Annotated in this window: 7 protein-coding genes; 1 reads left to right on the top strand and 6 read right to left on the bottom strand. The window is 73.6% G+C overall.

Going from position 1 to position 12,292, the window contains the following annotated elements:
- Window positions 1-66: 66 nt before the first annotated feature.
- Complete coding sequence (locus ACWDD7_RS07760) at window positions 67-2,040, bottom strand: Xaa-Pro dipeptidyl-peptidase (RefSeq protein ID WP_450456720.1); 1,974 nt, start codon at window positions 2,038-2,040, stop codon at window positions 67-69.
- Between the two features lie 228 nt (window positions 2,041-2,268).
- Between ACWDD7_RS07760 and ACWDD7_RS07755 the strand changes: the two genes are divergently transcribed.
- Window positions 2,269-3,756, top strand: coding sequence for a M1 family metallopeptidase (locus ACWDD7_RS07755; protein ID WP_351877311.1), 1,488 nt, complete (start codon window positions 2,269-2,271; stop codon window positions 3,754-3,756).
- Window positions 3,757-4,290: 534 nt separating this feature from the next.
- Here ACWDD7_RS07755 and ACWDD7_RS07750 read toward each other — a convergent pair.
- Genes ACWDD7_RS07750 through ACWDD7_RS07730 form a run of 5 tightly spaced genes read right to left on the bottom strand, consistent with a single transcriptional unit; the run spans window position 4,291 to window position 12,117 of the window.
- Window positions 4,291-5,838: an MFS transporter gene (locus ACWDD7_RS07750; RefSeq protein ID WP_450456719.1), complete on the bottom strand. Its 1,548-nt coding sequence runs from the start codon at window positions 5,836-5,838 to the stop codon at window positions 4,291-4,293.
- A gap of 51 nt (window positions 5,839-5,889) precedes the next feature.
- The gene (nirD, locus tag ACWDD7_RS07745; RefSeq protein WP_351877313.1) at window positions 5,890-6,273 is read right to left on the bottom strand and encodes a nitrite reductase small subunit NirD; all 384 of its coding nucleotides are present in this window, start codon (window positions 6,271-6,273) and stop codon (window positions 5,890-5,892) included.
- Window positions 6,270-8,801, bottom strand: coding sequence for a nitrite reductase large subunit NirB (gene nirB, locus ACWDD7_RS07740; protein ID WP_450456718.1), 2,532 nt, complete (start codon window positions 8,799-8,801; stop codon window positions 6,270-6,272). The genes nirD and nirB overlap by 4 nt, the downstream gene beginning before the upstream one ends.
- On the bottom strand, window positions 8,801-10,018 hold the full coding sequence (locus ACWDD7_RS07735; protein WP_450456717.1) for an NAD(P)/FAD-dependent oxidoreductase: 1,218 nt from the start codon (window positions 10,016-10,018) through the stop codon (window positions 8,801-8,803). Before ACWDD7_RS07735 ends, nirB begins: the two co-directional genes overlap by 1 nt.
- Window positions 10,015-12,117, bottom strand: coding sequence for a molybdopterin oxidoreductase family protein (locus tag ACWDD7_RS07730; protein ID WP_450456716.1), 2,103 nt, complete (start codon window positions 12,115-12,117; stop codon window positions 10,015-10,017). Before ACWDD7_RS07730 ends, ACWDD7_RS07735 begins: the two co-directional genes overlap by 4 nt.
- Window positions 12,118-12,292: the final 175 nt, after the last annotated feature.

Genomic DNA, 12,292 nt, shown 5'->3' with positions numbered 1-12,292 from the left:
CCCCGGGTCCCCGCGGGCCGGTCGCGCGGCTCCCCGCGCCTCGGGGAACCGCGCGAAGGCCGGTTGTCAGTCACCCGGAATGTGGCCGGCCGTACGCGGGGCGCGCACGCCCTTCAGGTGGGTCGGGGCGGGAGTCGTCGGCGTGCCCGTCGTCGCGCGGGTGAACGCCCGCGCCCCGCCCACCAGGGGCAACCGGACCGAGGTGCCCGCCAGTTCGACCGCCACCGTCGGCTTCGTGGACGGGGGGTCGATCAGGCCCCGGTCCGTGCCCGCGATGATCAGGGCGAGGCGGTGGCCCCGGGGGACGACGTGGTCGGTGGCGGCCAGGGTGAGGGTCATGGTGTAGGACCTGCCCGGGGTGAGCGGGACGCCCTTGGTGAGGGAGGCGTAGTGGCCGAGGTCGGCCCAGCCGCGGCTGAGGACCGTGTAGTCGACGTCGGCGGTCTTCGCGGCGGTCTCCAGGTAGCAGGCACTGTCGCCGGCCGTGCTCGCGCCCCAGCAGGTGCGGTTCTTCAGCGTGGTGATGCCCTCGGCGGCGTCGGCGTAGTCGCGGATGGTGTCCGGGCCGACGTCGACCAGGACGGCGGAGAGGTGGGCCGAGGTGGTGGTCGGGGTGGCGGTGACCGTCACCTGGGACATGCCGGACACGCGCAGGTCGTGGGTGAGCGGTGCGGTGAGGAAGCCGGTCTTCTCCGGGGTGGAGGTGGTCAGGTGCGCCGCCCAGTCGGTCTCGCCGAGCTTCGGGTCGTCGGTGAAGGTCTCGGTGCCGCCGGCCGGGCGCGGGCCGAGGGTGCCGAGGCCGGGCGCGGTGCCGGGGGCCGGGTGGAGGGTGGTGGCACGGGTGCCGGTGGGCGGCCAGGTGGCGGAGGTGACCCACTGGTCGGGGTGGCGCTCGATGTCGGCGGTCGGCTCGCGGTCGATGCCGTTGTCGTAGCCGAGGAGTTCATGGTCGAACCAGCGGTGCAGGGTGTCGACCCAGACGCCGCGCCGGTAGTCGAAGGGGTCGACGTGGCCGGTCTGGGACAGCCACAGCTTGCGCTCGACACCGTTCTTCGCGAGCGCGTCCCACCACTGGCCGAAGTGCTTGGTGCGGACGTTGAGATCCTGCATGCCCTGGGCCACGAACACACTGGCGCGCACCTCGGCCGCGTCCTTGACGTAGTCCCGCTCGGTCCACAGCGGGGTCCGGTCGCCGCTGCGCGGACTGCCGTCGGCGAGTTTCTTCTGCTCGGCCGCGCAGTGGGCGCGGGCCGCGTCGCTCTCGACGTAACCGGCGAGGTCCGCGGGACCGCCGTCGTAGAGCGGGGCGCCCTGGGCGAAGTAGTAGTCGTACCAGGAGGAGATGGCGCTGATCGGCACGATGGTCTTCAGGCCCCTCACGCCGGTGGCGGCGACGCCGTTGGCGATGGTGCCGTCCCAGCTCTTGCCGATCATGCCGGTCCTGCCGTTGGTCCACGTGGCCTTGACGGTCCGGGTGCCGGTGCGGCTCGTGTACGCCCTGGCGCGGCCGTTGAGCCAGTCGATCACGGCCTTCGCGGACTGGATGTCGGAGCGGCCGCCGACGTCGACGCAGCCGTCGGAGCGGTTGGTGCCGGCGAGATCGACGCCGACGAAGGCGTAGCCGCGGGGCACGAAGTAGTTGTCGTAGAACAGCGGCATCCCGACGACATGGCCGCTCGCGTCGTACGTCTTGACCTGGCTCTCGTTGCCGCGCCCGCAGCAGGAGTAGTACGGGCTGGCGTCCATGACGACCGGCACCTTGCGGCCCTCGCGGGCCGGTTCGGCGGGGCGGACGATGTCGGCGGCCACGCGGTCGGACGTGCCGTCGCCGTCCTCGTCCAGGCCGGTGTCCACCCACACGGACTCGCGGACGGCGTGGGCGTAGGAGTAGACCGGCCGGCTTTCCCGGGGCGGCGCGGCCTCGGCGGCGGCCGGGGTGAGGAAGGCGGCCAGCAGGGCGGCGACGGCCGCCGTGGCGAGCGCTCGCCAGAGGGTGCGGCGCGTGCGCAGCGGCGCCCGGACAGGTGTGCTCTTCGGCATGCGCGGACGGTACTCCCGTCAACTCCCGTGCAGAAGAGCGCGTTGCGGCACCCGGGTGGCTCATTGCGGCCGAATGGCGATCGTGTGGCAGCGGGGGGCATGGACAGCGCACAGGGCACCGGGCGTGAATAGGCTCCGGACAGAGATCTCCGCGCGGAGTACTCCGAACGCGTCCTTCACGCCGAGGTCTTACGAACGGACCCGCAGTCCCGACGACTTGGAGCTGACGTGCACCGCAGAATCATCGCGCCGGGCGCACTGGCGGCGGCCTCCCTCCTGCTGGCGATCCCGGCATCGGCCGCGAGCTACTCCCCCGGCGCGCCGGGCATCGGCGACCCCTACTACCCGTACTACGGCAACGGCGGCTACGACGTCTCGCACTACGACCTGCGGCTGCGCTACCAGCCGACGACGGACGAGTTGCAGGGCACCGCGACGATCCAGGCGCGCACCACGCAGGACCTGTCCAGTTTCGACCTGGACTTCCTGCTGGACGTGAGCGAGGTGCGGGTCAACGGCGCCAGGGCCTCCTTCGACCGTGCCGAGCAGCACGAGCTGGTGGTCACGCCGAAGAGGCCGCTGCCGAAGGGCACGCCGCTCACGGTCGTGGTCCGCTACCGCGGGGTGCCGTCCACGAAGAGCGCCTACGGCTTCACCACCTGGCACCGCACGCCGGACGGCGCGGTCGCGGCGGACGAGCCCGAGTCGGCGTGGTGGTGGTTCCCGAGCAACGACCACCCGAGCGACAAGGCGACGTACGACGTCTCGGTGGCCGTGCCGGACGGCACCCAGGCGGTCTCCAACGGCACGTTGCAGTCCGCCGATTCGAAGCGGGGCTGGACCCGCTACTCCTGGCGGCAGGACCGGCCGCAGGCGACCTATCTGGCCACTCTCGCGATCGGGAAGTTCGACATCACCACGAGCCGCTCGGAGCGCGGGGTGCCGGTGATCAACGCCTACAGCAAGGACCTGGGTGCCAACGACGGGGCCGCGCGGGCGAGCGTGGAGCGCACCGGCGAGATCGTCGACTGGCTCAGCGACTACTTCGGGCCGTATCCGTTCGCCACGGCGGGCGGTTACGTCCCGAACACGACCACCAGGTACGCGCTGGAGACCCAGACCCGCGTCTACTACAGCCCCAAGCAGTTCGCGAAGGGCTCCAACACCTCCTTGGTCGTGCACGAGCTGGCCCACCAGTGGTACGGCGACGACGTCTCGCTGAAGGGCTGGAAGGACATCTGGCTCAACGAGGGCTTCGCGACGTACGCGCAGTGGCTGTGGTCCGAGCACGAGGGCGAGGGCACGGCGCAGCAGCTCGCCGACCACGTGTACTCCTCGCACCCGGCCGACGACCCCTTCTGGACCGTCAAGCCCGGCGATCCCGGGCCGGACGACCAGTTCGACGACGCCGTCTACGACCGGGGCGCGGCCGCGCTCCAGGCGCTGCGCGACGAGGTCGGCGACGACGCCTTCTTCCGCATCCTGAAGGGCTGGCCGAAGGCGCACGCCTACGGCAACGCCTCCGTGGCCGACTTCGAGAGGTACGCCGAGAAGATCTCCGGCAAACCGCTCGCGGGGCTCTTCGACACGTGGCTGTACGAGCCGACGAAGCCGGGGGCGGGCGCGGCGCGGTCCTTCGCGGCGGCGGGTTCGACGGCGCCTCTGCCGAAGTCCTGGAAGCAGATCGAGGCGGCACACGGAGGCCACGGCCGCTGAGCCGCCGGGCCGCTGCGGTGTGATCGGCCCGGCGTTCCGCGGGTGACACCGTCCCGGTTCATCGCGTCGCCGCGGTGGGCCGGGAGGGCCGGAGCCCGGGGCGGACACGCGGTGGGCCGGGGAGGCGGGGCGAGGGGGACCGGTGACGGAGGACGGGGACGCGGACGGCGCCGGCCGTCCGGCCAGTCGGCCGGCCGGCCGGGGCGGGGCGGGGCGGTATCGCCCGTCAGTCGGGGCGGTATGGCCCGTCGGTCGGGCCGGGCACGCCGGACAGGTCAGGCAGGCGACACGACCCGGGAACCGCCGCGGCGTGATCCGCCCGGCGATCCGCGGGTGGCGGCGTCCCGGTCCGTCGCGTCCGCGCGGTGGGTCCCGCGGGGAGGACGACGGATGTGTGCGGGGCCGGGCGGATGCGGGGTCGGTGTGATCACGGGTGGCCTCTGCGGGGTGGTACGCGTCTCCTGGTGGTGCCGGGGCAAGGCCGGGCGGCCGACACTCGTCGAAGGGAGTGCCGGCCGCTCGCGCCGTGCGGGTTCAGGTGCGCGTGGCGACGGGGGACGACCGCGGTGACGGCGTGGCGGGCGGGGTCGTGCCCGTGGTTCCCTGCGGTTCCGGCAGCCACACGGTCAGCAGGGCCATCGTCGCCGCGCACAGCGCGATGACGAGGAACAGGAGGGGTACGTCGCCGCCGTCGAGGACGAGGACCGACGTGAACACGAGTCCGCCGACGTTGCCGTACGCACCCGCCAGGCCGGCGATCTGGCCGCCGGAGCGGCGGTTGACCAGCGGGACCATCGCATAGACCGCGCCGTTGCCCCCCTGGATGAAGACCGACGCCAGCGCGACCAGCGCGACACCCGCCCACATCCCCCAGCCGCTGGTCATCCGGGACAGGACGAGGAAGACGACGACGGCGCCGACGAGCAGGATCCGCAGGGCCGTCCGCCGCTGGGGAAGCGCGTCGGACAGCAGCCCGCCGGCGGGACGCGTGATCAGGTTGGTGCAGGCGAAGGCGCTGCCCGCGGCCGCCGCGGCCGCGACGCCGAGGCCGAAGGTGTCGGCGAAGTAGGTGGGGAGCAGGGAGACCACCGTCAGCTCGGTGCCGAACGTCACGAAGTACGCCAGTGACAGCAGCGCCACCAGCCGGAAGGGGTAGCGATCGGCCGGCGGGTGGGCGTCGGCGAGCGCCGGGCGGTTCACCGACAGGGTGCGCACCGCCTGTACCGCGTAGCCGGCCACCAGCACGACGAGGACGGCGACGAAGCCGGACTCGGGGAGCACTCCGGCACCGTGGATGCGGTAGGCGACGAGGCCGAGGACGGCGATCGGCGGAAGCTGCACCGCCAGCAGTCCGAACACCGCCCCGCGGCTGGTGACCTCCAGGGCGCCCTGCCGGCGCGGCCGCTGGTAGGCGGAGCCCTCGGGGGTGTCGCGCACGGCGAAGAGGTAGACGACGCCGTAGAGCGCGGACAGCGCGCCGACGAGGCCGATGCCCCAGCGCCAGCCGCCGGCGTGCCCGGCGAGCAGCACGGAGAGACCGGGCAGGACGAGGGAGGCCGCGGCCGAGCCGAAGTTGCCCCAGCCCCCGTAGAAGCCCTCGGCCGTGCCGATCTCCTCGCGGCCGAACCATTCGGCGACCATGCGGATGCCGACCACGAACCCGGCGCCGACGACGCCGAGCAGCAGACGGCTGAGGACCAGGGCCGGGAAGCTCGACGCGGTCGCGAAGAGCGTGTTGGGGACGGCCGCGAAGATCAGGATCGACGCGTACACCCGGCGTGGGCCGAAGCGGTCCAGGAGCATTCCCACGCCGATCCGCGCGGGCACGGTCAGCGCCAGGTTGCACAGCGAGAGGGTGAGCAACTGCCCCTTGGTCAGATGGAGTTCATCGCCGATTTGCTGGGCGAACGGCGCCATGTCGAACCAGACGAGGAAGCTGAGGAAGAACGCCAGCGTGGTCAGGTGCAGGACGCGGTACCGGCCACGGACGGAGGCCAGCGCACCGAGTCGGCGGAACGCGACGCCGAACGAAGAGGACGAGGGGGACGAGGGGGACGAGGGGGACGAGGGGGACGAGGGCATGGTGGACTCCCGCGGGGACGGTGAAGGGTGGGGCCGTGCGGGTGTGGGGGCTCAGCCGGCGGCGGGCGGGGCGATCCGCACCGGCCAGACCAGCAGCCGCGCCGGGGTGCCGTCCGGGGCGGTCTCCTCGTCCAGGCACACCCCGGTGCGCAGGTCGAAGGCCTGCTTGTACATGGGCGAGAAGACCACCGGCACATCACCGCGGCTGCCGGTGAGACCGCGGGAGAGGACGTAGGCGCCGCCGAAGGGGTCGTAGTTCTGGACGGCGTAGACCTCGCCCGCGCGGTCCCGGAAGAGCGCGACCTGCTCGCCGCGCAGGAGTACGGCCACGCCGCGGCCGGGCAGCAGATCGCCGTAACGGCAGACGGTGTGCCATGCGCCCTCGTGGTCGAGCTGGATCTCGTGGGCGACTCGGATCTGGTCGGCGGGCATCATGCGCGCACCTCCAGCCGCGGACCGGCGACGCGGACCGGGCGGATCTGGCCGCGCTCGGGGGTGAAGCGCACGGCGGGGTCGGGGACACCGGGGGCGTTGACGAACGAGACGAAGCGCCGCAGCCGGTCGGGGTCGGCGAGGGTGGCGGCCCATTCGTCCTCGTAGGCCGCTATGTGACGCTGCATCAGTTCGTCCAGGTCGGCACAGATGCCGAGGGAGTCGTTCATGATGACGTCGCGCAGCCGGTCCAGGCCACCGTCGAGCCGCGCCACCCAGGGGGCGGTGCGCTCCAGCCGGTCGGCGGTGCGGATGTAGAACATCAGGAAGCGGTCGATGGTGCGGATCAGCGTGGGGCGGTCCAGGTCGGCGGCGAGCAGGTCGGCATGGCGCGGGCTCGTGCCGCCGTTGCCGCCGACGTAGAGATTCCAGCCCTCGGCGGTGGCGATCACCCCGAAGTCCTTGCTCTGCGCCTCGGCGCACTCGCGGGCGCAGCCGGAGACCGCCGCCTTGATCTTGTGCGGGGAGCGCAGGCCGCGGTAGCGCAGCTCCAGTTCGACGGCGAGGCCGACCGAGTCCTGCACGCCGTAACGGCACCAGGTCTCCCCCACGCACGACTTCACGGTGCGCAGCGCCTTGCCGTAGGCGTGGCCGGACTCGAAGCCGGCGTCGACCAGGCGGCGCCAGATACGCGGCAGGTCGTCGACGCGGGCGCCGAACATGTCGATGCGCTGCCCTCCGGTGATCTTCGTGTAGAGGCCGAAGTCGCGGGCGATCTCGCCGATGGTGATCAGCCCTTCGGGGGTGACCTCGCCGCCGGGGATGCGCGGCACCACCGAATACGAGCCGCCGCGCTGGATGTTGGCGAGGAAGTGGTCGTTGGTGTCCTGGAGCGCGGCCTGCTCGCCGTCGAGGATGTGGCCGTTCGCCAGGCCGGCGAGGATCGAGGCGACCGCCGGCTTGCAGATCTGGCAGCCCTCGCCGCGGCCGTGCTCGTCGATCAGCCGGGAGAAATCGGTGATCCCCTTGACCCGGATGATCTCGTACAGCTCGGCGCGGGTGTGGGTGAAGTGCTCGCACAGACCGCGGTCGGTGGCGACGCCCCGGGCGGCCAGCTCGTCGGAGACGATGGTGCCGAGCAGTTTCTCGCAACTGCCGCAGCCGGTACCGGCCTTGGTGCACTTCTTCACCTGGGGTACCGAGGTGTTGCCGTCGGCGACCGCTTGGCGGACGGCGGCCTTGCTGACGTTGTGGCAGGAGCAGACGATCGCCTCGTCCGGCAGCGGTGCCGGGCCCCCCGCGCCGGCCAGGGCGGGCAGCAGCAGGCGTTCGGGCGGTACGGCGAGCGGGGCGCCGGCGAGCAGCGGGCGCAGGGTGGCGTAGTCGTCGGTGTCGCCGACGAGGACGCCACCGAGGAGCCGGCCGTCGGCGCCGACGACCAGCTTCTTGTAGACCCCGGCGCGGCTGTTGGCGTACACCACGTCGAGGGCGCCGTCGGTGGTGCCGTGCGCGTCGCCGAAGCTGGCGACGTCGACGCCGAGCAGCTTGAGCTTGGTCGAGGTGTCGCCTCCGGTGAACTCACCTTCTCGTTCGAGGAGTTGGCGGGCCGCGGCCTCGGCCATGGCGTAGCCCGGGGCGACCAGTCCGTAGACCCTGCCGTCGACGGCCTGGGCGCATTCGCCGATGGCGAGGATGTGCGGGTCCTCGGTGCGGCAGGCGGCGTCCACGACGATGCCGCCGCGGGCGCCGACGGGCAGGCCGCACGCGCGCGCGAGCTGGTCGCGGGGGCGCACTCCGGCGGAGAAGACGACCAGGTCGACGTCGAGCTCGGTGCCGTCGGACAGGGTCATCGAGCGCACCCGGCCGTCGGGTCCCGCGGTGATCGCCTCGGTGCCGGCGCCGGTGTGGACGGTGACGCCCAGCTCCTCGATCTTGCGGCGCAGCAGGTGTCCGCCGGCGTCGTCGATCTGGAGCGCCATCAGCCGCGGGGCGAACTCCACGACGTGTGTGCGCACTCCCAGCGCGCGCAGCGCGCCGGCCGCCTCCAGGCCGAGCAGTCCGCCGCCGACCACCGCGCCGGTCCGCGCCCGAGCGGCCTCCGCCTTGATCGCGGCGACGTCGTCGAGGGTCCGGTAGACGTGGCAGCCGTCGGCATCGTGGCCGGGCACCGGCGGCACGAAGGGGTAGGAGCCGGTGGCGAGCACGAGGGCGTCGTAGTGGAGGGTGCGCCCGGCCGAGGTGGTGACCTCCCGGCGCTCCCGGTCGATGGCGGTGGCCGGTTCGCCGAGACGCAGGTCGATGCCGTGCTCGGCGATGAACTCCGTTGCGCACATGGACAGTTCGTCGTCGGTGGTGCCGGAGAACCACGAGGTGAGGTGGACCCGGTCGTAGGCGGGACGCGGTTCCTCGGCGAGGACGGTCACCCGCCAGCCGGGCCGGGCCTGTTCGTGGAACGCCTCAAGGAAACGCTGGCCGACCATGCCGTGGCCGATGAGGACCAGGTGGCGGTGTGGTGCGGTCGCGGTGTGCATCACGCGGCTCCTTCGGTGGTGAGCAGGTGGAGCGGGTCGTCAAGGAGCGCTTCGTCGCACTCGTAGGCGCGGGTGAGGTCGCCGACCGTCGTGAGGTCGCCGAGGAGGATGCCGCCGACGAGCCGGTCGCCGCGCAGCACGAGCTTCTTGTAGGAGCCGTAGGGCCCGCGGGTGGCGTCGGCGATGCGCAGCACGTCGGTACCGGCCGCGTCGCCGGTCTCGCCGAACGCCGCGTACTCCAGCGGGCCCGCGGTCAGCCGGACGAGCGGCCGCGAGCCGCCGTAGACGGTGTCCGGACCGGCGCCGGAGAGCCGCGCGGCGAGCACGTCGGCCTGGTCCCAGGCGGGTCCGGCGAGGCCGTGCGTGACGCCGGCGTGCTCGGCGCAGTCGCCGATCGCGAAGACGTGCGGGGCGCGGGCGGCGAGCCGGTCGTCCACCACGACGCCGGCCCGTACCGCGATCCCGGCGGCGTGCGCGAGCCCGGTGCGGGGGCGCACCCCACAGGCGAGGACCACCAGGTCGGCGTCGAGCAGGTAGCCGGTGGCGAGGCGGACGCCGGTGACGCGGGTGTCGCCGGTGAGGGCGCGGGCGCGGTTGTCGGGGTAGGTGTGCACGCCCAGCCGTTCGAGGGCCCGGCGCAGCGCGTGGCCCGCCCCCTCGTCGAGGTGGCGTTCGATCAGGTACGGCGCTTGGTGGACGATCTCGGTGGGCAGGCCGACCGCGGCGAGCGCCCGTGCGGCGCTCACGCCGAGCACTCCCCCGCCGATCACCACCGCGCGGGTGGCCCGCGCCGCGTCCTCGGCGAGCCGCGCGCAGTCGGCGAGGCCCCGGAAGGCGTGCACCCCGGCCTTCAGCCCGCCGTCGGCGGTGCGCAGGCCCCGGATCGGCGGCAGCACCGGGTTGGCCCCGGTCGCCAGCACCAGCTCGTCGTAGCCGGCCTCCTCGCCGCCGGCCAGCGTCAGCGTGCGGGAGCGCACGTCGACGGCGACGACCTCGCACCCGGTGCGCACGGCGACGCGCGGCGCGCCGCACGGCAGCGCGACGGCGGCGGCGTCGAGGCGGCCGGTGAGCACGTCGGCGAGGAGCGTGCGGTTGTAGGGGCGGTGCGGCTCCGCGCCGTACAGCGTCACGTCGTCCCCCCGCCCCCGCTCGACCAGTTGCTGGGCCAGGCGGGCGGCGGCCATCCCGGCGCCCACGACGGCGATCCGCCCGCTCACCGGGCGTCCTCGGCACGCTCGACCCTGACCGCGCACACCTTGAACTCCGGCATCCGCGACACCGGGTCGAGGGCGGGGTTGGTGAGGGAGTTGGCGCGGCCGAGCCCCGGCCAGTGGAAGGGGACGAAGACCGTGTCGGGGCGGATGCCCCGGGTGATGCGCGCCGCTGCGGTGGCGCGGCCGCGGCGGGTGGTCAGGGTGAGCCGGTCGCCGTCGGTGACCCCGAGCCGCTCGGCGAGGCGGGGGTGCAGTTCCACGAAGGGCGCGGGCGCGGCCTGTGCCAGCTCCGGCACCCGCCGGGTCTGGGCGCCGCTCTGGTACTGGGCGAGGACCCGCCCGGTCGTCAGCCTCAGCGGGTAGTCCGCGTCCGGCTCCTCCGCGGCCGGCCGGTGCGAGACGGCGGCGAACCGGGCCCGCCCGTCGGGCGTTTCGAAGCGGTCGAGGAACGGCCGGGGGGTGCCGGGGTGGTCCTCGGCCGGGCACGGCCAGAAGACGCCGTCCTCCGCGCGGACGCGTTCGTAGGTGATGCCCGCGTAGTCGGCGGGGCCGCCCGACGAGGCGGCGCGCAGCTCCTCGAAGGCCTCCCGCGGGTCCTCGGGGAAGCCGCGCCGCACGCCGAGACGGGCGGCCAGTTCGTGCAGCACGTACAGGTCGGTGCGTACGCCCTCGGGCGGGGCGAGCGCCGCCTCGCGCAGCAGGACGCGGCCCTCCAGGTTGGTCACCGTGCCGGTCTCCTCCGCCCACTGGGCGACCGGCAGGACGACATCGGCCAGCTCGGCGGTCTCGGAGAGCACCACGTCGCTGACGGCGAGGAAGTCCAGCTCCCGCAGCCGGGCGGTGACATGGGCCGCGTTCGGCGCCGAGACCACCGGGTTGGAGCCCATCAGCAGCAGGGCGCGCACCTCGCCGGGCCGCCCGAGACCGTCGAGCATCTCGTAGGCCGAGCGGCCGGGTCCGGGCAGGGTGTCCGGGTCGACGCCCCAGACGGCGGCGACGTGGGCGCGGGCGGCGGGATCGGTGAGGGAGCGGTAGCCGGGCAACTGGTCCGCCTTCTGGCCGTGTTCGCGGCCGCCCTGGCCGTTCCCCTGCCCGGTCAGGCAGCCGAAGCCGGAGCCGGGGCGGCCCGCCTTGCCGGTGGCGAGGCACAGGTTGATCCAGGCGGCGACGGTGTCGGTGCCCTTGCTGTGCTGCTCGGCCCCGCGCGCGGTGAGCACGATGCCGGTGGCCGCCCGTGCGAACTGCCCTGCCACGTCGCGCAGCACCGGCACCGGGACGCCGGTCAGCCGCTCGACCCGCTCCGGCCAGTGCGCCATCGCGGCCGCCCTGGCCTGCTCGAACCCGGTGGTGCGCGAGGCGATGAACGCCTCGTCGAGCAGCCCGTCGGCGATGATCAGATGCAACAGGCCGAGCGCGAGCGCCAGATCGGTGCCGGGCACCGGCTGCACATGCAGGTCGGCGAGGTCGGCGGTGCGGGTGCGGCGCGGGTCGACGACGATCAACCGGCCGCCGTTCTCCTTGAGTTCGCGCAGATAGCGGACGGCCGGCGGCATCGTCTCGGCCGGGTTGCCGCCGACCAGCAGCACGCACTTTGCGCGGGCGACGTCGGCGAGCGGGAACGGCAGGCCGCGGTCGAGGCCGAAGGCGGCCTTGAGCGCCACGGCCGCCGAGGACATGCAGAAACGGCCGTTGTAGTCGATGTTCGCGGTGCGCAGCACCACGCGGGCGAACTTGCCCAGCAGATAGGCCTTCTCGTTGGTGAGCCCGCCGCCGCCGAACACGCCGGCCGCGTCCCGGCCGTGGCGCCGCCCGGCGTCCGCGAGCCCCGCGGCCACCCGGTCGAGCGCCTCTTCCCAGGTCGCCTCGCGCAGCCCGCCGGCGTCCCGTACCAACGGCGCCGTCAGCCGCGCGCCGGGTGCGAGCAGTTGGGCCGCGGTGCGTCCCTTGCCGCACAGCGCGCCCCGGTTGACCGGGAACGCGGGCCGCTCCAGCACATCCACCGGAGCGCCGTCCGGCCCGCCGGTGGGCGCCAGCCGCATGCCGCACTGCAGCGCGCAGTACGGACAGTGGGTGTCCACGGCCGAGGTGGTGGTCGTCGTCATGCCGGGAGCGTCGCCAGCGCGTGTTTCGCGGCCGGGTCGGTCGTATTGCGCCCGAGGTAAGGCTGTCTCACAACGTCGGGGGTACGGGGTGACGTCACCGACATCTTCCGTAACGTACGCCGGACACCCGCTTACGCCACCGTGACGTGCGGGCAATCGGCCCGCAACGTGACTG

The sequence above is a fragment of the Streptomyces sp. NPDC001056 genome (assembly GCF_053598955.1).
Note: the sequence above shows the minus strand (reverse complement) of the source record. Positions and strands in the feature narration are given on the sequence as shown.